Source organism: Paraoerskovia sediminicola (assembly GCF_030296575.1).
Classification (GTDB): domain Bacteria; phylum Actinomycetota; class Actinomycetes; order Actinomycetales; family Cellulomonadaceae; genus Paraoerskovia; species Paraoerskovia sediminicola.
Map to the genome: position 1 here is coordinate 2,596,137 of NZ_AP027729.1, position 24,818 is coordinate 2,620,954.

The 24,818-nt window shown below is 71.1% G+C and carries 14 protein-coding genes and 3 pseudogenes; 12 read left to right on the forward strand and 5 right to left on the reverse strand.

Annotated elements, in window-relative coordinates:
* Nucleotides 1-2 precede the first annotated feature (2 nt).
* Nucleotides 3-2,756 (reverse strand): McrB family protein, encoded by a 2,754-nt coding sequence (locus QUE47_RS12005; RefSeq protein ID WP_286217479.1) that lies wholly within the window; start codon nt 2,754-2,756, stop codon nt 3-5.
* Between the two features lie 403 nt (nt 2,757-3,159).
* Nucleotides 3,160-4,470, reverse strand: a complete 1,311-nt coding sequence (locus tag QUE47_RS12010) for a hypothetical protein (RefSeq protein WP_286217480.1) — start codon at nt 4,468-4,470, stop codon at nt 3,160-3,162.
* Nucleotides 4,471-5,366: 896 nt separating this feature from the next.
* Here QUE47_RS12010 and ku point away from each other — a divergent pair.
* Entirely contained in the window at nt 5,367-6,452 is a 1,086-nt protein-coding gene (ku, locus tag QUE47_RS12015; RefSeq protein ID WP_350227555.1) for a non-homologous end joining protein Ku, read from the forward strand.
* Here the strand turns inward: ku and QUE47_RS12020 are convergent.
* Nucleotides 6,449-7,048: a TetR/AcrR family transcriptional regulator gene (locus tag QUE47_RS12020; RefSeq protein WP_286217481.1), complete on the reverse strand. Its 600-nt coding sequence runs from the start codon at nt 7,046-7,048 to the stop codon at nt 6,449-6,451. The two genes, ku and QUE47_RS12020, sit on opposite strands and share 4 nt — an antisense overlap.
* A 117-nt stretch (nt 7,049-7,165) precedes the next feature.
* Here QUE47_RS12020 and QUE47_RS12025 point away from each other — a divergent pair.
* From QUE47_RS12025 to holA, 9 genes and pseudogenes are all read left to right on the forward strand, one after another.
* Nucleotides 7,166-8,739 (forward strand): annotated as a pseudogene (locus QUE47_RS12025) (MFS transporter).
* A gap of 65 nt (nt 8,740-8,804) precedes the next feature.
* Nucleotides 8,805-10,640 (forward strand): metallophosphoesterase family protein, encoded by a 1,836-nt coding sequence (locus tag QUE47_RS12030; protein WP_286219492.1) that lies wholly within the window; start codon nt 8,805-8,807, stop codon nt 10,638-10,640.
* A gap of 13 nt (nt 10,641-10,653) precedes the next feature.
* On the forward strand, nt 10,654-11,337 hold the full coding sequence (locus QUE47_RS12035; protein ID WP_286219493.1) for a metal-dependent transcriptional regulator: 684 nt from the start codon (nt 10,654-10,656) through the stop codon (nt 11,335-11,337).
* 213 nt (nt 11,338-11,550) lie between these two features.
* Complete coding sequence (locus tag QUE47_RS12040) at nt 11,551-12,927, forward strand: MFS transporter (protein WP_286217482.1); 1,377 nt, start codon at nt 11,551-11,553, stop codon at nt 12,925-12,927.
* A gap of 14 nt (nt 12,928-12,941) precedes the next feature.
* A pseudogene (gene leuS, locus QUE47_RS12045) lies at nt 12,942-15,914 on the forward strand (leucine--tRNA ligase).
* Between the two features lie 126 nt (nt 15,915-16,040).
* A pseudogene (locus QUE47_RS12050) lies at nt 16,041-16,870 on the forward strand (DegV family protein); the annotation flags it as partial.
* A 185-nt stretch (nt 16,871-17,055) separates the two neighbouring features.
* Nucleotides 17,056-18,309 carry a ComEA family DNA-binding protein gene (locus QUE47_RS12055; protein ID WP_286217483.1) on the forward strand — a complete coding sequence of 418 codons (1,254 nt, stop codon included), beginning with the start codon at nt 17,056-17,058 and terminating at the stop codon, nt 18,307-18,309.
* Nucleotides 18,306-19,835, forward strand: a complete 1,530-nt coding sequence (locus QUE47_RS12060; protein WP_286217484.1) for a ComEC/Rec2 family competence protein — start codon at nt 18,306-18,308, stop codon at nt 19,833-19,835. Before QUE47_RS12055 ends, QUE47_RS12060 begins: the two co-directional genes overlap by 4 nt.
* Before the next feature lie 4 nt (nt 19,836-19,839).
* A complete protein-coding gene (gene holA, locus QUE47_RS12065) occupies nt 19,840-20,844 on the forward strand; it encodes a DNA polymerase III subunit delta (RefSeq protein WP_286217485.1) in 1,005 nt (334 codons plus the stop codon).
* An 89-nt stretch (nt 20,845-20,933) separates the two neighbouring features.
* Here the strand turns inward: holA and rpsT are convergent, their stop codons facing one another.
* Both rpsT and QUE47_RS12075 read right to left on the reverse strand, forming a co-directional pair.
* Nucleotides 20,934-21,194 carry a 30S ribosomal protein S20 gene (gene rpsT, locus QUE47_RS12070; RefSeq protein WP_286217486.1) on the reverse strand — a complete coding sequence of 87 codons (261 nt, stop codon included), beginning with the start codon at nt 21,192-21,194 and terminating at the stop codon, nt 20,934-20,936.
* 270 nt (nt 21,195-21,464) lie between these two features.
* Nucleotides 21,465-22,025 carry a type II toxin-antitoxin system PemK/MazF family toxin gene (locus QUE47_RS12075; RefSeq protein WP_286217487.1) on the reverse strand — a complete coding sequence of 187 codons (561 nt, stop codon included), beginning with the start codon at nt 22,023-22,025 and terminating at the stop codon, nt 21,465-21,467.
* A gap of 186 nt (nt 22,026-22,211) precedes the next feature.
* Between QUE47_RS12075 and QUE47_RS12080 the strand changes: the two genes are divergently transcribed.
* Nucleotides 22,212-23,888, forward strand: a complete 1,677-nt coding sequence (locus tag QUE47_RS12080) for a circularly permuted type 2 ATP-grasp protein (RefSeq protein WP_286217488.1) — start codon at nt 22,212-22,214, stop codon at nt 23,886-23,888.
* Entirely contained in the window at nt 23,882-24,817 is a 936-nt protein-coding gene (locus QUE47_RS12085; protein ID WP_286217489.1) for an alpha-E domain-containing protein, read from the forward strand. The genes QUE47_RS12080 and QUE47_RS12085 overlap by 7 nt, the downstream gene beginning before the upstream one ends.
* Nucleotide 24,818: the final 1 nt, after the last annotated feature.

The window sequence follows — 24,818 nt, forward strand, 5'->3', positions numbered from 1 at the left end:
GGTCAGCTTTCAGAGGCGTCGTCGGTCGGCTTCTCGTTGACCGATTCTGGTGCAAGTTCATGAAAGCGGGACCATACCCGCTCGAATCGGAAGTGGTCGATACGGATCGGATCACCAAAGAACTGATCTTCGATGAAGGGCTCGATGTCGTACTCCCAGATGCGGCGGAGCGCATCACGGCTGAGATCATGCTTCATGAAGTGGCTGGGTCCCAGTTGGAGATGCGGACCGCCCAACTCTCGCTCCAGTTCGTCGTTAACTTGGGCGACGAGTTCGCCGACCCAAGCGGGCTCGCTTTCGCGGTCAAGCCAGCGGTCGAGAAGTCCGGCCATCGGACCGTGGTTCGGGAAGAACGGCACAAAGTGGAACCGTCGCCTCAGCGCCGCGTCGACCAGTGCGATCGATCGGTCGGCCGTGTTCATCGTTCCGATAAACCAGATGTCCTTCGAGAGTTCGAACGGATCGTCGGGCCGATACAAGGTGCGAACCGGAGTGTTGCGGTACTCGAGCAAAAACAGCATCTCACCGAGCACCTTCGGAAGGTTCGCCCGATTGATCTCGTCGATGATCATTAAGTGACGGCGCCCAGGCGCATCACTCGCGCGTGCCGCAAGATCAGCGAGCGGCCCACGCTGCAAGCGGTAGGTCATGGCGCCGTCGGCGTCAGTCTCGGGCCGGTACCCCTCGAAGAAGTCCTCGTAGGAGGTGGACGGATGAAACTGCACGACCGGTCGCCGCTCGACATCAGGCACCAAGGCCTCGGCGAGCTTGCGGGCGAAGTAGGTCTTGCCCGTTCCGGGTGGGCCGTAGAAGACCACTTGCTTCTTGTCTTCGAGCAGCGAGACCATATCGTCGACGAACGTGCGATCCACGAGAAGTTCCTCGGCTAGCTCATCGAGCGGGTCGGATACCGGTTCAATATGTGGTTCGTCGTCCCGTTCGGCGTACCAGTAGAGGAATGCGCCGATGCCCAGAGCATCGCCCGGGAAGTACCGGTCAAGTCGTGCTCGAAGAGCATCGTTTGACTCGACTTGCAGCTCTCCGCGCGACGATGAGGTTGGCGCAGGTATTCCGAGAAGCTTCAGCATCCGCAGCTTACCTTTGGGCCCCGCGTACGGATATACGGTGATGAACTGCTCGGGGTGGCAGATGGCAAGCATCTTCATGATCACAGACTCGCCGAACCCCTTCACGCGGAGCTCGTCATCTTCGAGGATCCGATTGATCCTGACGGCTGGAGCGTCCGTTCCCCAGCAGAGGTAGTCGAAGGTCGCGATGATCCTGTTGTACTCGGCTTCGTCGGCGTCCCGCAAGCTGGTGTTGAGAATCGACATCGGGCCCGTGCTGCCGTACCTGCCCGAGTTCCAGATCCGGCGGAGTTCGACCCGGTCGACGATCGCCAACTCTTCATGGTCGAGAAGCTTCGCGAAGTCCTTACGGTCAGCCCTGTCTTGCTCATGCCCAGCGGTCGGGTACTCGGTGGCGCGCTTGAATTCATCCACGACGGTGGAAAGCTCGTCGGCTTCCTGCCCAGCCGCGTCCTCGCCGTTCAGCTTTGCGATTAGTGGGGCCACGTCGTGGGCGGTTCGAAGCACCTCTGCGGCGAGATCCAGACCGCTGAATGCGTCGCGATCGAACCATCGCGCGTAGATGACTTCGCCCGTGCCGCCTCCGACGAAACCGACGTTCTTGCCAACGCGAGATGCTCCTCCAGCCAGAACCTCGTATCCGTCGAGCGGTCGGCCTTCGATGACCCCGACGACCCGTTGTGTGGCCCCGGCTTCTCCATCTGGATAGGGGCGCAGCCCCACCGAGAGACCGTGCCCGTTGAGCCACAGACGCACAGAAAGGCCGTACGTCTGCGGGACGCGCCAGTCGACCCAGAGATCGCCGCGGGGCCATACGCCGTCCCACATCAACGATGGCTTGAACATCTTGAGCGTTCGACCCGTCGCCTCTGCAACTTCGGATTCGAGGGTTGCGCCGATGTGCTGGGCGGCCGCCAAGAGAGCCCGCGCATTCGTACGATATAGTTCGGGGTCGTCGCCGCGTTCTTTTGCGCCCTCACGCAAGAGCGTTCGATCGCACAGAACATCGTCGATCACGATCGGTCGCGCATCGGCCCACCAGGCCGCTACCTGTTCGAACCTGAGCGGGTTGCCATCGAACTCGACCGCGTAGTCGTACAGCGCGGCATAGCGATCACCCTGGTCTTTGTAGTCCGACGTGCCGGTGCAGTATTCCACGTAGTCGGTCGACTTCGGCCATGCCACTGGCCAAGCCTTCGGGTCATCCAAGCCCCAGTAGTAGGAGGCGACGAACGGAGCTCGTTTGGGGCTGGGGTGCGCCCCAACGCGAATCTGCTGGAGGTAGTCAGCGAGGATTCGGATCTTGCGTGTCGCGTCGGAAAGATCAACTGGGGTTGAAAGTGCATCGAGCAGGACGCTGACGGCCGCATCTGGGTCAGACGAAATCTTGTTGATTTGGTTGACGATCATCTGCCCAGCCGTGCCAGCATACCCGGACGCGAACCCCCGCACCCACTTGTCGGTTCCAGCTTGAAACGCACTCAAGTCTCGCGAACGACGAAGCGCCTCGATGAACGGGAATGCTTCTCCGGCATGTGGTGCGATATTGCGGTCGCGCCAACCCCGGTTGCTTGCCTCTGCTTCGGCCTCGAACCGCTGGATATGTGCCTCATGCCATCGGCGGCGGAATTCGCGCTCCTGAACTTCGATATCCGTGCCATCGCTCACGTTCGTACCTCCTGGGTTCTTGACGAGCGTATCGATCTGGGCGAAGTGAGCAGCGGTGCTCGATGACAGGTCGACTGCCCTCGCCCAGCGTTCGGGCTACCCACCGCCGCTCCTCCGCGTAGCACGGCGCCATCGCCTGCACCTGATCCATGACGAGCTTGAGCGCCTCGGGCTGCTTGTCGGGCGCATACCTGTACCTCACGAGTAGTGTTTGCGCGAGGAACGGAGTCTGGCGCGCAATTCGTCGCGCACGGGCCGGTCGGTGCGCACGACGCGTCGTATCACGGCGACGAGCTCGGGCGCGATCTGGGCGATTGTGTCTTGGCTCTGTCGGTTTCCACCGGAGTGGCTCGGTGAGCGTGCCGAGGCGCCTTGCTCCCAGTCAGGCTCGAGCAGTGCCACCTCAGCGCTCCGCACTCTCGGCTTCGCTACTTTCGACAGTGTTGCTATCGCTTGAGCGTTGCAGGCGGTTCGCGATCTTCCCCGCGAGCCGTCCCGTCGTCATCCGGGTGTTCTCGAACACTTCCGTGCCGAATCGGCTGGCGGCCTGCAGGCCGTCTTTGCCCGTGACGACAACGTCGTCGCGCGCCTCGACCGCAGCGGCCGACCAGCGGCGCGCTTCGACGAGCTCGCGCTCGTCCACCAGGCCGAGGGCCAGATGGAGATCCCTGACCCCAGATGCGACCTCGTTGCGTGCGTGCACGACGACCTTCGCTGAGACCGGGTTAAGCAACACCTTGGCATTCGCGCGGCTTGCGGCTGCGTCCATCCGGGCGACGAGCTGCAATGTGACGGTCGAGATGGCATCCAACCGCCGCTGGCGCGCAGTGTGCAATGCAAGGCGATGGCGGTCGAGCTCATCGGGAGAGGCATCGAGCACGCGATCGATCTCGAGCACAGCCAGTGCGTCCTGCAGTTGATAGCAACGGGCGAGCACCGCGAGCCACTCAACGACCGTGTCCTGCGCTTGCTTCGAGAGGTCGGCAAGGGCACCGATCTTCGTCTCACGCTCGACCTTCTCGGCGAGGCCCTCGAGTTGGCGACCCGCATATGCCTGCGTGCGCGCAATGGTCGCTGCCGATCCTTGCACCTTCGACCAGGTCACCTCCGAGACCCGTCCTACCTCGTGACGAATAACCGTGGATTCGTCGAGCATCAACTCGACACCGATCATGTCGGCGAAAACCGCGTCCTTCTGGCCGCGCAGGACGTCATCGACCTTCGCGTCGATCTTCGCGAGGTATTCGGTGATCTCCTCCATCTGCATCTGCATGGCGTACTGGGCCATGATGCCGCCCACGCCCGCGAGGATCGCCGGGTTGTTCAACATCGCTCCTGGCTTGGCGACGAACTGCAGGTTCTTCGCGAACTGGTTGTTCGCGCCCCGAGTCGTGGCTTGAACGAACTGGCCGCCTGAACGCTGCACGAGGTCCGCACCGTGTGCGGCTCGGGCCGACTCCTCCGTGAGCTTCATCCACCGGCCGGCATTGGCGGAGACCTCCGACGCAGTCTGCATCGCCGACCCGCCTTTGGAGGCGATCGATGGGAGGCGATGAAGGTTCAGTGCCTGCGATGGCTGACCCGTCGATGCGGTGAAGCGCTCGACGGCGGCAGGACTTCCGAGAACGACCAGGCCCTCGCCGTCGCTGATGAGTTCGATCTCGGTGTCGGGCTCGTCATCAGAACTGTCGTGGGTTTCGAGCTCGGTCGTCATCGTGTGGCATTCTCTCGGGTTTTGTGGGGTCGCGCCAGTTCGTAAACTCAAACGCCACAATTGCGGCGCGTTCGATGCTCGACACGACGGGGGCGGCTCCCATGCGTCGACCCCAGAGGGCGTCATCTGGGGGTGGCCGTCGCGGATCAGATGGGCGACGGTTGCCGAGGCTCGGGGTACCTCCGTGTCGTTGGGAGAGCAGGGCGGGAATATCTCGAGCCTGCGCTCCGTGCGATGCGTCGCGGGCGTCGAAGTCGTCGACCCGAGGAGTGAGCCTTGTTCGCATGGGCCGCGCGAAGCGGAGAGAGTGTGCGCGCACTTGGCCTCGCGTGCCCAGGCTCGCGACCAGAACCGAGACGAGGTCGGTTCGTGCGGAGGTCGCCAGCACGGTGTCGGTGAGGTCGGCGACAAGCGTGACGCGCTATTCGAACATGACCTGCCCCATCTGTGCGCTGAGCATTCACTGCGCCAGCGGCTCTCGCGGGGCGGGGTCGGTGAATCCGGATGTGAGCCTCGCGACGCCTCGGACGCGGCCGGTGCGCAAGATGTCGCTTCGGATGTGGTCTGCCGTCGGGTCGAGTGCGTCGACCAAACTGAAGTAGCACGTTATGCCTCGCTACAGCAGCTGGGTCGAGGCGCAGGGCGTCAGTACCTCTGGAGAACCAGAAACAACCCGCCAACCGGAGGGCCATTCGTTGGACTCGACTCCATGAAAACGTCAGAAACATGCGGATGCTCGCCGATCTCGGCTGCTGGCGCAGAGGCTCCGGTAACTCTCAACTACACCTGATCAGCGATACCTGATAGGCGACGCATGTCCGGGGGCGGCAATACCGTCGAACGGTCGTGCGGCCGGTCATGTGGCCGGGTGCGCCCGTCGGCGCGACCATTGGGCCATGAGGGCGATCTGGAAGGGCGCGATCACGTTCGGGCTGGTCAACGTCCCGGTCAAGGTCTACAGCGCCACGGAGGGGCACGACGTCCCGCTGCACCAGGTGCACGACGCCGACGGCGGCCGCATCCGGTACCAGCGGAAGTGCGAGGTCTGCGGCAAGGTCGTGCCGTTCGAGCACATCGACAAGGCGTACGAGGACGGTGAGCAGACCGTCGTCGTGACCAAGGAGGACCTGGAGTCCCTGCCCGCCGAGAAGAACCGTGAGATCGAGGTCGTAGAGTTCGTCCCCACCGAGCAGATCGACGTCATGCTGCTCGACAAGAGCTACTACCTGGAGCCCGACTCGAAGTCGGCGAAGGCGTACGTCCTCATGCGGCGCACGCTCGAGGAGACGGACCGGACGGCGGTGGTCCGGTTCGCGCTGCGGCAGCGGACCCGGCTGGCGGCCCTGCGCGTGCGGGACGACGTACTCGTGCTCCAGACGCTGCTGTGGGCCGACGAGGTGCGGGAGCCCGCCTTCCCGTCCCTCGACGAGTCGCCCAAGGTCACCGACAAGGAGATGGCGATGTCCGCCCAGCTCGTCGCTAGCTACGAGGCCGACTTCACGCCGTCCGACTACGCCGACGACTACCAGGTCCAGCTGCAGCAGCTCATCGATGCGAAGATCGAGAAGGGCGACGCCCTCGACACCGCCGAGACCTTCGGCGAGCAGGACGAGGGCGGCGGCGGGGGAGACGTGGTGGACCTCATGGAGGCGCTGCGCCGGAGCGTCGAGAAGTCCCGGGGTCGTCCTCGGGCGGGTCCGGCACGAAGGACTCCGGTGCGAAGGGTTCGGGCTCGAAGGGCTCCGGCTCGTCGACGAAGGGGACCAAGAGCGGCTCGAAGGCGTCGAAGAAGACCAAGAAGTCGACGACGAAGGCGAAGGACGCGTCGGCCGAGAGGTCCTCGGCCTGACGTACGAGGGAGAGAGCTCCCGCCCGGCACGCGAGTGCGACAGGGCGGGGACCGCATGAGGTGTGCGGTTGCAGGGGAGGCGTCGGTCGCTGTGGGAGCGGCCGGCGCCTCCGTCGTCGTGGCGCTTGACTAGCCGGCGGTCGCGCCCTCGGACCGGCCGTCGGCCGGGGCGCCTGTCGCGCCGCTGATGCGGTCGACGAGCGCCAGGAGCTCGTCGACGTGCGCGTCGGTGCGGCGTCGCGACCGGGAGTCGGCATCCCAGTCGCCCGTGCGGGAGGCCTCGAGGTAGAGGCCGTCGCCCATGAGGACGACGGCGCGCGCGAGCACCGGGTCGCCGACCGCATCGAGCACCGCGGCCTGCCACCCCCGGTGCGCCTCGTCGAGCGCGGCCCGGGCCTGCGGGTAGGTGTCCTGGGGCAGTCGTGTGACGGCCACGTAGACGCGGTCGAAGTCGGTGTCCGACTGCGCGGAGGTCCGCAGGAAGTGGTCGACCGGCCCTGCGGGAGCGCTGCGCATCTCGATGACGTCGGCCGCCGCGAGGTCGACGAGCCGGCCGAGGAGCCCGTCGACCAGCGCCTGCTTCGAGGCGAAGTGGTAGAGCAGGCCACCCTTCGAGACGCCGGCCTGAGCGGCGACCGCCTCGAGAGTGGCGGCGCGCTCGCCCTGGGTGACGAGGATCGTCGCGAAGGCCTCGAGGACCTTCTCGCGGGCCACGGGTGCGGGAGGCATCTTGCCACCCTACCGGCGACCGGTTACTGTACCGTCTGGACGGGTTACTACACCGTCCGGACGGTTGGACCCGATGAGCGCTCCACGTCCCCCCGAACCCCGAGAGGAGGCCCTGCCATGTCCGTCACGACCCTGCTGCAGCCCACGAACCACGAGCCGGACCCGCGCACGAGGCTCCTCCGGCGGGCACGCCGGCGCCCCGTCGCGCCCGCACGCAACCGGTGGTTCGCGCTCGCCGTGCTGATGCTCCCGGTGCTCCTGGTCTCGATCGACAACACCGTCCTGAGCTTCGCGCTGCCGCAGATCTCCGCGTCCCTGACGCCCACCAGCACGCAGCTCCTGTGGGTCGTGGACATCTACCCCCTCGTCCTCGCGGCCCTCCTGGTCCCGATGGGGTCGCTCGCCGACCGCGTCGGACGCCGGCGCCTGCTCCTGGTCGGAGCCGTCGGCTTCGCGGCCATGTCGGTCGTGGCGGCGGAGTCGTCGAGCGCCGAGGCGCTGATCGCGGCGCGGGTCGGCCTCGGCGTGTTCGGCTCGATGCTGATGCCGGCGACCTTGTCGCTGCTGCGGAACATCTTCACCGACCGGCAGGAGCGGCGGCTCGCGGTCGCCGTGTGGGCCACCGGATTCGCCGCCGGAGCCGCACTCGGCCCGATCGTGGGGGTCTCCTGCTCGACCACTTCTGGTGGGGCTCCGTGTTCCTCATCGCGGTCCCGGTGCTCGTCCTCCTCCTGGTCCTCGCGCCCGTGCTGGTCCCCGAGTCGCGTGACCCCGAGCCCGGTCCGGTCGACGTCGTGTCGATCGCGCTGTCCGTGCTGACGATGGCCCCGGTCGTGTGGGGCATCAAGGTCCTCGGCAAGGGAGGCGCAGGAGCGGTCGCGGCGCTCGCGATCCTCGTGGGTGTCGCCGCCGGTGCGCTGTTCGTCCGGCGGCAGCTGCGGCGCGAGCGCCCGATGCTCGACGTCCGGCTGTTCGCGAACCCGGCGTTCAGCGGGTCGGTCCTCATCAACCTGCTCTCGATCTTCAGCTACGTGGGGTTCCTCTACTTCGCGTCGCAGGACCTCCAGCTCGTGATCGGCCTCGGCCCGAGCGTCGCGGGGCTCGCCCTGCTCCCCGGCATGGTTTGCATGATCGTTGCCGGCCTGCTCGTGGTCCGCGTCGTGCGGCGCGTCACGCCCGCCCGGGTCGTGGCGGGTGCCCTCCTGCTGTCCGCGACCGCGTACGGGATCGTCGCCGTGCTCGGCGGCCACGGGACCCTCTGGCCCCTCGTCGTCGCGTTCACGCTCCTGTCCGTGGGGATCGGGGCGGCCGAGACGCTCTCGAACGACCTCGTGCTGTCCTCGGCACCCGCGCCCCAGGCGGGCGCGGCGTCGGCGATCTCCGAGACCGCCTACGAGGTCGGCGCGGTGCTCGGCACGGCGGTGCTCGGGAGCATCCTGTCGGCGTCGTACGCGACGAACCTCGTCGTGCCCCGAGGTGTCGGCCACGCCGACGCGGCGGTCGCGACCGAGACCCTCGGCGGGGCCACGACGGTAGCGGCGGGTCTGCCGGCGGAGCAGGCGCAGGCTCTCCTCGACTCGGCGCACACCGCGTTCGGCAGCGGCGTGGCGGTCACCGCGGGTATCGGGGTGGTCACGATGCTGGGCGCCGCCGTGCTGGCGCTCGTCGCGCTGCGGCACGCCGACGGCTGAGCGAGCCGCGGCGTGGCGTGGCGACCGGTTCGACCTGCGGCCCCGTGGTGTAGAACCCTGGGGTGATGATCGCGCGCCGCAGGTCCCGTCGGTGGGTCCGCTGGGTCCTGCTGGCCCTCGCCGTGCTCGTCGCGTGCCTCACGTTCGGGGTGACGACGGCGACCGCGAACCTGAGCCTCGGGCCCCACGAGGCCGAGTACGACATCACGACGAACGGTCTCGCGACCGTCGACTTCGGCCCGTTGGGGTCGCTCGAGATCGACTCGCCGGCGCCCCTCGGCATCGGGGTCGACGTGGTCGTCGGGGAGATCCCGTCCCAGCTGCGCGAGCTGGACGAGTCGACACCGCTCGACGCGCTCGCCGGTGACGCGCAGAGTTACCTGCAGTTCTTCGGCAGCCCCGAGGCCACGATCTCCTCGGCGATCCACGCGCTCGTCACGGACGCGATCTGGCGCACGCTGATCGCGATCGCGGTGGTCGTCATCGTGATCATCTCGTGCTGGCTCCTGCTGGGGTCGGCGCGGCGGCGAGAGCTCGCCCGGTCGATCGCGCCGCGGACCTGGGAGGTGGCCTCGGGCGCGCTGGTCCTGGTCCTCGTGGCCGGGACCCTCAGCTCGGGCACGATCCGGGGACCGGAGCCGGAGGGGAGCGCGAGCCCGGTGTTCGCCGGCACGGGTCTCGAGGGGGCGCGCATCACGGGCAGGCTGTCCGGGATCGTCGACACGTACGGGACGCAGCTCCTCGAGACGTACCGGGACAACGAGCGCTTCTACGCGACGGCCGACGAGAAGCTCGACGCGGCGTGGGACGAGCGGCTCGCGCAGGAGAACATCGACGCGATCGCCGCCTCCGTCGGGCTGCGCGGCCCGGTCGTCAAGGCCTCCGCGGACGACGACTACGTGACGTTCCTCGTCGTGTCCGACCTGCACTGCAACACCGGGATGGCCCCGCTGATCGCGACGTCGGCGATCCGGTCAGGGGCGGACGTCGTGCTCGACGCGGGGGACACGACCATGAACGGGACCTCGGTCGAGGACGTGTGCGTCACCGCGCTCACCGGCGCCCTGCCGGACGGCGTCCCGCTCGTCGTCGCCGACGGGAACCACGACAGCGCGACCACGTCGGCGCAGGAGCGCGCCCAGGGCGCGACCGTGCTCGACGGGTCCGTCGTCGAGGTGGCGGGCGTGCGGATCCTCGGGGACCACGACGCGCTGCAGACCAACGTCCTGACCGGGTCGAGCGTCGCGGACGACGACCTGACCCCCGACGAGCAGACCCGGGAGCTCACGCAGACGGCGTGCGCGGACGGCGCCGGGGTCGACCTGCTCCTCCTGCACACGCCGCGCGTCGGGAACGGGGTCCTGGACTCGGGATGCGTCCCGATGCAGGTCTCAGGACACCTCCACAAGCGGGTCGACCCGGTCCAGGTGGGCGGCGGGATCCAGTACATCAACTCGTCGACCGCGGGAGCGATCCTCAACCAGCCGACCGTCGGCCCGCTGCACGGCACGGCCGAGATGACGGTGCTGCGGTTCGACCCCGACCGTCGCCGGTTCGTCGACTACCAGGTGGTGTCCGTCGACCCGGCGCAGCAGGCGCAGGTCGGGCCCCGGATCCCGATGCCCGTCCTCCTCCCGTTCACGCCGACCGTCGACGAGGAGGGCGAGCCCGTCGCGGTCGCGACCGACGCCCCGACCGGCGCCCCCACCGACGGCGCGCCGCGTGCCGCGACGGACAGCCCCTCGGCGACCCCGAGTGCCGGCTCGGACGACGCTCCCGAGGCCTCCGACGGCGACCCGTCCGGGGGAGCGGAGGACGCCGCCGTCGACGAGCCGACCGAGGTGCCTGCCGACGCCGACGCGACCGGGGGTGCGACGCCGTCCGCCACCCCTGCCGGATAAGGTGGCGCGCGTGGTGAACCACGAGGAGCTGACGACGGTCGCGCAGGACTACCTCAAGATCGTCTGGTCCGCGCTGGAGTGGTCGGACGAGCCGGTCACGACGAAGCTCCTCGCCGAGCGCCTGGGGGTCGGGGCCTCGACCGTCTCGGAGACGGTGCGCAGGCTCCGCGACCAGGGCCTGCTCGACCACGCCCGGTACGGGACCGTCGAGCTCACGGCTGCCGGCCGCACAGCGGCCCTGCACATGGTGCGCCGGCACCGGCTGATCGAGACGTACCTGGTCTCGCGGCTCGGGTACTCCTGGGACGAGGTCCACGACGAGGCCGAGGTGCTCGAGCACGCCGTCTCCGACCGGATGGTCGAACGGATGGACGAGGCCCTCGGACGGCCGGTGCGGGACCCGCACGGTGACCCGATCCCGACCGCGGACGGGCACGTCGAGCAGATCCCGGCGGTGCTGCTCGCCGACGTCCCGGCCGGCGGGACCGGTGTCGTGGCCCGGATCTCGGACTCCGACCCGGACGTGCTGCGCTACCTCGCCGAGCTCGGGATCGACCTCGACGTCGCACTCTCGGTGACCGAGCGCCGGGACTTCGCCGGGACGATCGCGGTCACCTGGTCCGGGTCGGACGAGGAGCGCACCGTGGACCTCGGGCTCCCGGCGGCGTCGTCGATCTGGGTCGTGCTCGCGGACTGATCCCGCGCCCGGCTGCGGGCGGCTCCTCAGCGTCCTGCGGTGCCCTGCGCGACTAGCGCCGACCTCGAGCAACCTCCCGCCGCCCTCGACCCGACCCCTCGCCAAGATCCGCGCGGCCCCGTAGGCTCGGGGCATCACCCCGTTCGTGTTGCCGATGCCGTCGACCCGACTCTCGAATCGATTCGACCCGCACGACCCACGACGGAGGACCACATGACCGCGCAGCACACGACGCAGCCCACGTCCCAGCCGTCGACCCGGCCCGCCGGCCAGCGCCGTGCCCGGCTGCCCGGAGCGCTCCTCGCCCTGGCGATCGGCGGGTTCACGATCGGCACCACCGAGTTCGCGACCATGGGCCTGCTGCCCGAGATCGCGAGCGACCTCGGGGCGAGCATCCCCGCGGCGGGCCACACGATCACGGCCTACGCGGTCGGCGTCGTGGTGGGCGCCCCGGTGCTGACCGTCCTCGCGGCGCGGATGCCCCGCAAGCGCCTCCTGCTGATCCTGATGGCCGCCTACACGATCGGCAACGTGCTCTCGGCGGCGGCGCCGAGCCTCGGGTGGCTCGTGGCCGGCCGCTTCCTCGCGGGTCTCCCGCACGGCGCCTTCTTCGGCGTCGGGGCGGTCGTCGGGGCCGCGGTCGCGGGTCCCGGTCGACGCGGGCGGGCCGTGGCGACGATGATGGCCGGGCTCACGATCGCCAACGTCGTCGGTGTGCCGCTCTCGACCTTCGTCGGCCAGAGCCTCGGGTGGCGGTCGGCCTTCGTGCTGATCGGCGTCCTCGGCCTCTTCACCCTGGCCGCGCTGTGGCGGCTCGTGCCGGACGGCGCGGGGAACCAGGACTCGAGCGTCAAGCGGGAGCTCGGTGCGCTGCGCAACGCGCCGCTGTGGATCGGCTTCGTCGGGTGCTCGATCGGGTTCGGCGGCATGTTCGCCGTGTACTCCTACGTCGCCCCGACGATCACCGAGGTGACCGGGATGCCGTCCTGGACGGTGCCGATCGTGCTCGCGATCTTCGGCATCGGCATGACCGTGGGCACGCTGCTGGGCGGGCGGCTCGCCGACCGGCACGTCATGAAGACCGTCTACCTGGGCCTGGTCTCGACGATCGCGGTGCTGGTCCTCTTCGCGCTGACCGGGCAGCAGCCGGTCGCGGCGGTCGTCGTCCTGTTCCTGCTCGGCGTGACCTCCCAGGTGCTAGGCCTCGCGATGCAGGCGCGCCTCATGGACCTCTCGCCCGACGCGCCGTCGCTCGGTGCGGCGCTGTGCCACTCCGCGCTCAACGTGGGCAACGCCACCGGCGCGTTCGTCGGAGGTCTCGTCATCGCGGCCGGCTGGGGCTACCTCGCCCCGGCGTGGGCCGGCGCCGTGCTGACCTTCGTCGGGCTCGTCGTGATCGTCGTCCTCGGCCGCGGTCGTGCCCCGGCGTCCGACGACGTCGCACCGGTCGTCGAGGACGTCCCGACCGCCGGTGGGACTGACGCGCGGGGCGCGGCCGACGGCGGCGGGCCCGGCGAGGTCCCCGACGCCGCCGACGCACCTGCGGTCGACCGGGAAGGCGTGCGGACCCCGGTAAACTCGAACGTGTGACTGTGCCTGAGGACCTGCCTGATGCCCCGACGTTCCGCTACACCCCGGCCCTCGCGGAGGAGATCGAGCTCCGCTGGCAGGACCGCTGGGAGGAGCGCGGCACGTTCTGGGCGGCGAACCCGGACGGCTCGCTGACGGACGGCGACGGGAACCCGGCGGGGGACCGCCCGCCGTACTTCGTCATGGACATGTTCCCGTACCCGTCGGGCGCGGGGCTGCACGTCGGCCACCCCCTGGGGTACATCGCCACGGACGTGGTGGGCCGCTACCGGATGATGCAGGGCGACAACGTGCTGCACGCCCTCGGGTACGACGCGTTCGGCCTGCCCGCCGAGCAGTACGCGGTGCAGACGGGTCAGCACCCGCGCACCACGACCGAGGCAAACATGGAGAACATGAAGCGCCAGCTGCGGCGCCTCGGCCTCGCGCACGACTCGCGGCGCACGTTCGCGACGATCGACCCCGACTACGTGCGCTGGACCCAGTGGATCTTCCTGCAGATCTTCGACTCCTGGTACGACGAGGACGCCGTGCGGCCGGACGGCGGCACGGGCCGCGCGCGCCCGATCGCCGAGCTCGTCGCCGAGTACGAGGCCGGGACCCGCGAGCTGCCCGAGGGCGTCGCGGACGGCCGCACCTGGCAGGACCTGGACGCCGGCGAGCGTCGCGACGTGATCGACCCGCAGCGGCTCGCGTACGTCTCCGAGGCGCCCGTCAACTGGTGCCCCGGTCTGGGCACCGTGCTCGCGAACGAGGAGGTCACCGCCGACGGTCGCTCCGAGCGCGGCAACTTCCCCGTGTTCCAGCGCAGCCTGCGGCAGTGGAACATGCGCATCACCGCCTACGCCGACCGCCTGGCCGACGACCTCGACCTCATCGACTGGCCCGAGAAGGTCAAGGCGATGCAGCGCAACTGGATCGGTCGCAGCGAGGGCGCCACGGTCCGGTTCCCGCTGCACGAGGGACCCGCCGTCTACGTGGACCCGACCGACGACCTGGGCACGACGAGCGACGCCGTCCCGGGCCTCGAGGGCGTCGAGGTCTTCACGACCCGTCCCGACACGCTGTTCGGCGCGACCTTCATGGTCGTCGCGCCCGAGCACCCCGTCCTGGACCAGGCGCCCGCCGACTGGCCCGAGGGCACGCGTGACGCCTGGACCGGGGGCATGCGACGCCGTCCGACGCCGTGGCCGCCTACCGGGCCGAGGCGAAGGCGAAGACCGCGGTCGAGCGCCAGGCCGACGCCGGCAAGAAGACCGGTGTCTTCTCCGGGATCTACGCGTACAACCCGGTCAACGGCGCTCCGGTGCCGGTCTTCACCGCCGACTACGTGCTCATGGGCTACGGGACCGGCGCGATCATGGCCGTCCCCGGCGGCGACCAGCGCGACTTCGAGTTCGCCCGCGCCTTCGAGCTGCCCGTGATCTACACCGTGGCTCCGGGCGGCGACGTCGCCGCGATCGACCAGGACGCCGCCTACACGGGTGACGGGGTCGTCGTGAACTCCGCCGCGCCGTCCGCCACCGGTACCGGCGGGATCCAGCTGGACGGGCTGGACGTCCCGACCGCCAAGCGGACGATCATCGACTGGCTCGAGGCCCAGGGCGCCGGCGAGAGCACGGTGACCTACCGCCTGCGCGACTGGCTGTTCAGCCGCCAGCGCTACTGGGGCGAGCCGTTCCCGATCGTCTACGACGCAGACGACCGCCCGGTCGCGATCCCGGACGCGATGCTGCCCGTCGACCTGCCGGACGTGCCCGACTACGCCCCGCGCACCTACGAGCCCGACGACGCCGACTCGTCCCCGGAGCCGCCCCTCGGCCGCAACGACGACTGGGTCCACGTCACGCTCGACCTCGGCGACGGCCCGCAGCAGTACCGACGCGACACGAACACGATGCCCAACTGGGCGGGGTCGTGCTGGTACTACCTGCGCTACCTCGACCCGACGGACTCCGAGCAGATGGTCGATCCGAAGCTCGACGACTACTGGCTGGGTCCGAACCACAACGGGACCGCGAGCGTCGCGGGCGGCGTCGACCTCTATGTCGGCGGCGTCGAGCACGCGGTGCTGCACCTGCTCTACGCCCGCTTCTGGCACAAGGCGCTCTACGACCTCGGCAAGGTCACCTCGCGCGAGCCCTTCGGTCGGCTCTTCAATCAGGGCTACGTCCAGGCCTACGCGTACACCGACGCGCGCGGGGCGTACGTCCCGGCCGACGACGTCGTCGAAGGCAAGGGTGACGACGGCGAGCCCGTCTTCACCTACCAGGGCGCCCCCGTCAACCGCGAGTACGGGAAGATGGGCAAGTCGCTCAAGAACGTCGTCACGCCCGACGACATGTACGCCGCCTACGGCGCCGACACGTTCCGCGTCTACGAGATGTCGATGGGTCCGCTCGACCTGTCGCGCCCGTGGGAGACGCGCGCCGTCGTCGGGTCCCAGCGGTTCCTCCAGCGCCTGTGGCGCAACGTCGTCGACGAGGAGTCCGGCGCGCTCACGGTGTCGGACGACGAGCCCGACACCGCCACGCTGCGCGCCGTGCACCGCGCGATCGCCGACGTGACGGTCGAGATGGAGGATGCGCCCCAACACCGCGATCGCCAAGCTCATCGGCCTGAACAACCACCTGACGTCGCTCGGCTCGGTGCCGCGCGCCGCCGTCGAGCCACTCGTGCTCATGACCGCGCCGTTCGCCCCGCACCTCGCCGAGGAGCTGTGGTCGCGGCTCGGGCACGACACGTCGCTCGCCCGCGCGCCGTTCCCCGTGGCCGACGAGGCGTACCTCGTCGAGGACACCGTGACCTGCGTGCTCCAGGTGCAGGGCAAGGTCCGCGGTCGCATCGAGGTGCCGCCGTCGATCTCCGACGCCGACCTCGAGGTGCTCGCGCTCGCCGACCCCGCGATCGTGCGCAACCTCGACGGGCGCGGCGTGCGCAAGGTGATCGTCCGCGCACCGAAGCTCGTCAACATCGTCCCGGCCTGACGTGGCTGACGACGTGGCGCGCCCAGGTGCGAACGGTCCGGCCGGTCCGGGCGCGCCCGGGGGCGCGTCGCGGTCGTCACCGACTCGACCGCGTCGCTCCCGGACGGGTTCGCCACGCGCTACCCCGGCGGGGCGCTCGGCGACCTGACGCTCCAGGTCGTGCCGCTGACCGTGATCGTCGGCGACGAGTCGTACGCCGAGGGCACGGAGATCACCGATGACGACCTGGCCGCGTACCTGCGGGCCGGTGCCGTGGTCTCGACGTCGCAGCCGTCGTCCGAGGCCCTGCTCGAGGCCTACCGCCGCGCCGCGGACGCCGGGGCGACCGAGATCGTCTCCGTGCACCTGTCGGCCGACCTCTCGGGCACGCTGCAGGCCGCGACCGCGGCCGCCGGACGCTCGCCCGTGCCGGTGCGCGTCGTCGACTCGCGGACGGTCGCGATGTCGCTCGGCTTCGCCGCCCTCGCCGCGGCGCAGGAGGCCGCCCGGGGAGCGGCGCCGCAGCGGTCGAGGACCGGGCGCGCGCGGTGGCCCGGCGGAGCCGAGCCGTGTTCATGGTCGACACCCTCGACCAGCTACGCCGCGGTGGCCGGCTCAGCGCCCCCGCCGCCGCGCTCGGGAGCGTGCTCGGGGTCCGACCGCTGCTGTCGGTCCGCGACGGCGCGATCGTCGTCGTGCAGAAGGTCCGCACGCGGACCGCGGCCGTCGACCGCCTGATCGAGGTCGCCCTCGACAGCGCCGGACGGCGCAACGCGCCCCGGTTCGCGGTGCATCACCTCGGGGACGACACGCTGGCCCGCGAGGTCGCCGGACGGCTCGGGGCCGAGCTCGACGTGCCGACGGACGTCACGCCCGTCAGCGCCGTCGTGGGTGCGCACGTGGGGGTCGGGGTGCTGGCGATCATCGTGGCGGACGACGCGCCCGAGACCGCGCCGGACTCCGCGCGCGTGCAGTAGGCGCCCTAGGGCTGGCGCGCTGCCGGATGGTGGAGCGTCGTCCGGGGCGCGCCGGAGCGTGAAGGGCCGGGGTCGGGCCGGCTGCGAAGCGCTTCTGGGTCGTCCACACGACCCACGCCGTGCGGCGGCCCACAGGCGAGGGCCGAGGTCATCAGCGGGATCGCCCACCGCCGTAGCGTCCGACCGTGCCAGCCCGAACCTCGACAGACGACGCCCGCCGCGCGGAGCGGCTCGACGCGTTGCGCAACCCTCCGACCCGGCGCCTGGCGGTGCTCCGAGAGCCCCACGCCGCCAGCCCGGCGCGTGCCGCGCTGCGCGCCATGGTCGACGCGTCGCGGGCGGTACACGGTGACCCGGCCGCACAGCCGGGCTTCGAGCACGAGGCGGTCGTCCCGCTGCGGGGCGCGCCGGGGGCGCTAGGCGCGACGGAGGTGCGTGGTGCGACCGATGTCGGGCGCGCCGCCTCGGGCGACATCGAGCGTGACGACGACCGTGAGGGCGACAGCGCCTGCGGGGACGAGAACGACGTCCCGGCGGCCGCGGAGCCGGACGCCAGTGGCACGCCGCGGTTCCGGATCGGCGTGGACCTGAGGGCCGCCGTCGTCGGCACGATCGCCGTCGTGCTCCTCGCGGTAGTCGTCGTGCTGCTGGCGTGGGACCGCGCTCAGGGCGCGATCCCGGTCGACGACCTGGACCCTTCCGTATCACTCGCGGATGTCGCCGACGGACCCGCTGCGGCGGCGTCCGCGAGCGACGCGGGGACCGACACCGGCGACGGGGCGACCGCGGGGTCGGTCGGTGGGTCTGCCGGTGACTCTGAGGGGTCCGCCGACCACGCTGGGGTCGAGGACGCGGTCGGTGGTGGGGTCGAGGGCGCCGGCGGGCCCGAGGGCGAGGCGACGGGAGATGGCGGGGTCGCTGGCGCCGGCGCTGCCGACGCGGGAAGCCTCGTGGTGCACGTCGCGGGAGAGGTCGAGGAGCCCGGGGTCGTGGAGCTGAGCGCCGGGTCGCGTGTCGGTGAGGCGATCACCGCGGCCGGGGGACCGTCGTCCGACACCGAGCTGGACGTGATCAACCTCGCGCGCCCGCTCGTGGACGGCGAGCAGGTGTATGTCCCGTCGGTCGAGGAGGCGGCGGCCGAGGCGGCCGGCCCCGCCGCGGCGGTCGGGCCGGGCACGGCGGCCGGTGGCGCAGGGGCGGGCGGCGGCGCAGGTGCGGGTGCGGGAGGCGGGGCTGGTGGTGGCGCGGACCTGATCGACGTCAACGCTGCGGGTGAGCCGGAGCTCGAGGCTCTGCCGGGCGTGGGCCCGGTGCTCGCGTCGAGGATCGTCGCGCACCGCGAGGAGCACGGCGCGTTCACCTCGGTCGATGCGCTGGTGGAGGTCCCCGGCATCGGGCCGGTGGTGCTGGAGGGACTGCGGGACCTGGTGCGGGCGTGACCACCACGACCGACCTGCGCCTCGTCCCGTCTGCCGTGGTGGCGTGGATCTGCGCGTGGGTCGGGACGCGCACGGGACCCGCGTCGATGCCACGGTGGCCGGTCACGGTGCTGCTGGCAGTGCTGCTGCTCGTCGTGGCGGTGGGGCTCGTCTCCGCGTCGCGGCGCCGGGCGCGAGCGAGCGGTTCGTCGGCTACCCGGCGACCGGCGGCGCTCGTGGGAGGGCAGGTGCTCCTCGTGCTCGCGGTCGCGGGCGCCGTGCTCGCCGTCGTGGGGGTCCGTGCGGACCTTGGCGAGGCGGGCGGTGTGGCCGAGCTCGCGTCGACGGGCGCGACGGGATGCGTGATCGGCACCGTCGTCGCCGACCCCGTCCCGGCGACGACGTTCGGGTCGAAGCCGGAGGGGGTCCGGACGGCGCTGCGGGTCCACGGGGTCTCGGCCCGGGGCGTCGTGAAGCGGGGAGCGGGAACGGTGGACGTCGTCGGTGGTCCGGAGTGGTCGGAGATCGCCGTGGGAGCCGTCGTTATCGCGGACGGCCGGTTCGGCACGGCTCACCCGGGGGCCGAGGAGGTCGCCGGGTTCGTACCGCGTGGGCCGCCTCAGGTAGTCGAACCGCCCGGGGCCGTGCTCGGAGCGGTCGCCCGGGTCCGCGGCGCGATGATGGAGGTGACCGCGGGACTGTCACCCCAGGCCAGAGGCCTGGTGCCGGGGGCAGCGATCGGTGACACCACGCGGGTCCCCGAGGAGATCGAGGCCGCGATGCTCGCCACGTCGCTGACCCACGTGACCGCGGTGTCCGGCGGACACTTCGCGGTCGTGGTCGCGGCGATCGGGTGGTGCTGCTCGACGGCACGGGCGCCCCGGTGGGTCCGGGTCGTCGTCACCGGCGCGGCCGTCGTGGGCTTCGTCCTCCTGGTCCGCCCGGACCCGAGCGTCCTGCGCGCCGCTGCCACCGGCTGTGTCGGGCTCGTCGGCACCGCGCTCGGGCGACCGGCCCGGGCCGTCCCGGCGCTCGCGGCCTGCGTCGTCGTCCTCCTGGTCGTCGACCCCTGGCTCGCGCGCTCCTTCGGGTTCGTCCTGTCCGTCGCGGCGACCGCCGGGCTTGTCACCCTCACCGGCCCGATCGCGTCGCGGCTGACGCCGTGGTGCGGGCGCCAGCCGGCGTTCCTCGTCGCCGTGCCGATCGCCGCGCAGGTCGCCTGCGGACCGGTCCTGGTGCTCCTCGACCCGTCCCTCGCGATCTACGCGGTGCCGGCGAACCTGCTGGCCGCGCTCGCGCTCGCCCCGGCGACCGTCCTCGGCGTCATGGCCGCGCTCGTGGCGCCCTGGTGGGGCGGCGCCGCGTGGGTGCTCGCCTGGTGCGCCGGCCTCGCGACCTGGTGGATCGCGGCCGTGGCGACCTTCTTCGCGCGTCTGCCGGCGGCCGCGCTCCCGTGGGTGCCGGGCGTCGGCGGGGCGGTGCTCCTCGCGGCGCTGACGGCCGCCGCGCTCGCGGTGCTGCGGTGGGGGTGGCCCGTGGCACGCTAGGCGCATGCCACCCAGGTCCGCTCCGTCGTCCGCCGCTCAGGGTCTCGACTGGAGGTCGGTCGAGCCGGCGCCGCTCGTGCTCGTGCAGGGCACCGAGGGCCTCCTCGCCGACCGGGCGGTCGCACGCGTCGTCGAGCGTCTCCGAGAGAACGACCCGGAGACCGAGCGCGTCGACCTGGAGGCCGCGACCTACGAGGCCGGGATGCTCTCGGTGGCGACCAGCCCCTCGCTGTTCGGTGAGGCGAAGGTCGTGATCCTGCGCGGTGCGGAGGCGTGCTCCGACGCGTTCGTGACCGACATGGTCGCCTACGCGGAGGCGCCCGACCCCGGCACGACGGTCGTCGTCGTGCACGGAGGCGGCCAGCGGGGCAAGAAGATGCTCGACGCGATCCGCCGCAGCGGAGCCCCGGTGGTGGCGTGCGAACCGGTGAAGAAGGACGCGGACCGCGCCGCGTTCGTCCTCGCGGAGTTCCGGGCGGCGTCGCGACGTATCGACCAGGCGGCGGTGCGGGCGCTCGTCGAGGCCCTGGGCAACGACCTGCGCGAGCTCGCCTCGGCCTGCTCCCAGCTGGTCACCGACACGACCGGCTCGGTGACGGTGGCCGTGGTCGACCGCTACTACGGGGGCCGCGTGGAGGCGACGGGGTTCCGGGTCGCCGACGAGGCCGTCGCCGGCAACACCGGTGAGGCCGTCGCGCTGCTGCGGCACGCCCTCGACACCGGGGCGGACCCGGTGCCGCTGGTGGCGGCCCTCGCGATGAAGCTGCGCGCGCTCGCCAAGGTCGCCGCGATGCGGGGGAGCGGCGGTCCGTCGGCCAAGGAGCTCGGTCTCGCGCCGTGGCAGATCGACCGGGCGAAGCGCGAGCTGAACCGGTGGACGCCCGAGGGCCTGGCCGCGGCGATCCTTGCTGTCGCGCAGGCCGACGAGGAGGTCAAGGGCGGCGGGCGCGACCCGGTGTTCGCGGTCGAGCGGGCCGTCCTGACCGTGGCGCGGTCGAGCGGACGCTGACCCGCTCCGGGTCCCGTGCCCGGACGCGCGAGAGGCGCCGCCCGTGCGGGCGGCGCCTCTCGTGAGGTGCTGTGTGCGTCAGGGACGCGTCAGAGCGCGTTGACCTTCAGGGAGAGAGCCGACTTGCGGTTCGCTGCCTGGTTCTGGTGGATGACGCCCTTCGAGACGGCCTTGTCGAGCTTGCGCGACGCCGTGGCGAGCGCGGCAGTCGCGGCGTCCTTGTCGCCCGAGGCGACGGCCTCGCGGACGCGACGGACGTGCGTCTTCAGCTCCGACTTGACCGCGTTGTTGCGCAGACGGGACTTCTCGTTCGTCTTGATGCGCTTGATCTGAGACTTGATGTTTGCCACGTTCAGAGACTCCAGGTGTGTTCGCCGAAGCGATCGAATAGGTCGTAGAGGGCGGTCACAGCTCCGGGACTGGGGGTGGGGAACCCCTGGAGAGGAACTGGGACAGTGCCCGCCGACCTGGGCGGACACGCGACCTCCCACGATAGCAGCATCCGGGGGTGGCGATCCAGCCGCGGGGGCCCGGTGTGCATCACACCGGGTGCCGCTCGCCGGTGAAGCGTCTCGGCCGCTCGCGCGTTGCCTGCCGGGCCTCACCGGGAGCCGCCCGGTCTAGTGGCCGTGCTTCCCCAGGCCCGCGACCACGGCATCGAACGTCGACCGCGGCATGATCGCTCCCTCGCGCCGCACCGCGCCGGGGTCGATGCGGATCACGCGGTCGAGGCGCACCTCGCTCGGACGTCCCTGGCGGTCCCAGGGCCCGGAGCCGATGTCGAGCCAGTACCGACCCCAGCGGGCCTCCTGGGCGGCGTCGAGGTCGTGGTCCTTGCTCGTCAGCATGAGGCACAGCAGCCAGGACCGGTCGCGTCCGACGACCAGGACCGGGCGGTCCTTGCCCTGGCGGTGGTCGTCCTCGTACGGCACCCACGTCCAGACGACCTCGCCCGGGTCGGCGTCGCCGTCGAGCGCCGGCGAGTACTCCGCGCGGACCGTGCCGGTGTAGTCCCCGGGGTAGGTGCCGCCGCCCGACGGCGACGGCCGCGCAGGAGCCGCGCCGCGTCGTCCGCCGCCGCCCCGCGACCCGGACCTGGGCCCTGAACGGGTCTTGGACCCGGAACCAGCGATCGCACGGACGACGTCGGTCAGGACCCGGAACCACCTGGAGCTCGCCACGCGCAGCAATGTACTGCCTCGGACCCGGGCCGTCCGCAGGTGCCCACAGGAGCCGGCAGGGCCGATGCAGGGCCGGTGCAGTGCCGGCGGGGCGGCGGCGGTACGCCGGTGCTCGTCCCCGGACCGCGATGCCCGCGTGACCTGCCCGACATGCATCTGTCACACGTCACGCGTACGGTCCGGGCCATGACGGACCTGTTCGAGGGATACCGCCAGGGCAAGGCCTGGGACGAGCTGCTCGCGCCCGACGGGGCCGTGCGGCCGCGATTCGAGCGCGTGCACGAGACGATGACCGAGCTCACCGCCGACGGCGTCGCGTCCCGCGCGGACAGCCTCGCCCGGGCCTACCTGGCGCAGGGCGTCACGTTCGACTTCGCGGGCGAGGAGCGGCCCTTCCCGCTCGACGTGGTGCCACGGGTCATCGAGCACGACGAGTGGGCCACGATCGAGGCGGGGGTCGCCCAGCGCGTGCGGGCGCTGGAAGCGTTCCTCGACGACGTGTACGGCGACCAGCAGGTGGTGGCGGACGGCGTCGTCCCCCGCCGGCTGATCCTCTCCTCGCCCCACTTCCTGCGCGAGGCCGCGGGGATCCGCCCACCGAACGGCGTGCGGGTCCACGTCTCGGGCATCGACCTCATCAAGGACGTCGACGGCAGCTTCCGGGTGCTCGAGGACAACGTCCGCGTCCCGAGCGGCGTGAGCTACGTGCTCTCGAACCGTCGGGCGATGGCGCAGACCTTCCCCGAGCTCTTCTCGAGCATGCGCGTCCGCTCGGTCGGCGAGTACCCGCAGCGGCTCCTCGCCGCGCTCATCAAGGCGGCGCCGGACGGCGTCCCGGACCCGACGGTCGTCGTCCTCACCCCGGGCGTCTACAACTCCGCGTACTTCGAGCACTCCCTGCTCGCCCGGCTCATGGGTGTCGAGCTGGTCGAGGGGCGCGACCTGTTCTGCGCCGGGGGTCGCGTGTACATGCGCACGACGCGGGGACGGCGTCGGGTCGACGTGATCTATCGGCGGATCGACGACGACTTCCTCGACCCCGTGCAGTTCCGCGCGGACTCGGCGCTGGGGGTGCCCGGCATCGTGGGCTGCGCGCGGGCGGGCAACGTGACGTTCGCGAACGCGCTGGGCAACGGCGTCGCGGACGACAAGCTCGTCTACACGTACCTGCCCGACCTGATCCGCTACTACCTCGACGCGGAGCCGATCATCTCGAACGTCGACACGTGGCGTCTCGAGGAGCCCGACTCGCTCACCGAGGTGCTCGACCGGCTGCACGAGCTCGTCGTCAAGCCCGTCGACGGCTCGGGCGGCAAGGGGATCATGGTCGGGCCCGCGGCCTCGCCCGACGAGATCGCCGCGATGCGCGGGCGCCTCCAGCGCGACCCGCGCGGGTGGATCGCCCAGCCGGTGATCCAGCTCTCGACGTCGCCGACCTTCGTGGACGGGAAGTTCGGCCCCAGGCACGTCGACCTGCGGCCGTTCGCGGTCAACGACGGGGACGACGTGTTCGTCCTCCCGGGCGGCCTGACCCGCGTCGCGCTCCCCGAGGGGCAGCTCGTGGTGAACAGCAGCCAGGGCGGCGGGTCCAAGGACACGTGGGCGCTCAGCGCGCCGCGGGCAGCGGGGGCGCGTCCCGCCGAGGACGAGGTGCCGGACGACGAGGTCGAGCGCGCCATCGGCGCCGAGGGTGCCCTCGGGTCGGGTCAGCACGCGGCCGCGGTCCCGATGACGTCGAACCCCTCCGACGGCGGTTCCGCGGGCGGCGAGCAGTTCGAGCAGCAGCAACAGCAACAGCAACAGCAACAGCAACAGCAACAGCAGCAACAAGAGCAGCGATCGACGGGAGGTGCCTCGTGCTGAGCCGCATCGCCGAGTCGCTGTTCTGGATCGGGCGCTACGTCGAGCGCGCCGACGACACCGCGCGGATCCTGGACGTGCACATCCAGATGCTCTCCGAGGACCCGTGGGCCGAGGAGGAGCTCGCCTGCCGCTCCCTGCTGACGGTCATGGACCGGCCGATGCCGGACGACGGGACGCCGGTCGACCGGTGGTTCGTCATGCGGGACCTGGCGTACGACTCGGCGGTGCCGTCGTCGATCGCGGGGGCGCTGATCGCGGCCCGCGAGAACGCGCGCCGCGCCCGCGAGATCATCTCGACCGAGCTGTGGGAGTGCCTCAACACGACGCGCAACCAGGCCGGCGGGAGCATCCGGCTCGCCGGGCCGCACGACTACTTCGCATGGGCACGCGAGAGGGCCGCCATCGTCGCGGGCCTCATGGACTCCGCGACGAGCCGCGACTCGACCTGGGCGTTCATGATGCTGGGGCGCTCGATCGAGCGGGCCGACATGACGGCGCGGTTGATCACGACACAGACGCGGCTCGGGGCGTCGGGGCCGGGGTGGAGCACGCTGCTGCGCTCCTGCGGCGCGTACGAGTCGTACCTGCGGGCGTATCGCGGTCTGGCCTCGGACGAGCGCGCGGCGTCGTTCCTCCTGCTCGACCGGCTGTTCCCACGGTCGATCGTGCACGCGCTCGAGACCGCCGACTCCGTGCTGCGCGACCTCGAGCCGGCGGTCGCCCGGCGCGGCATCGCCGACGAGGCGCGCCGAGAGATCGGGATCGTGCGCAACCGGCTCGAGTACCGACCCCTCGAGGACGTGCTCGCCGACCTCCCGGAGGAGATGGAGCAGGTGCAGCTCGCGTGCTCGCGCGCCAGCGATGCGGTCAAGGCCAAGTACTTCCCGTCGGCGACGGCGGCGACGATGTGGGTGGGGGAGGCGCTGTGAG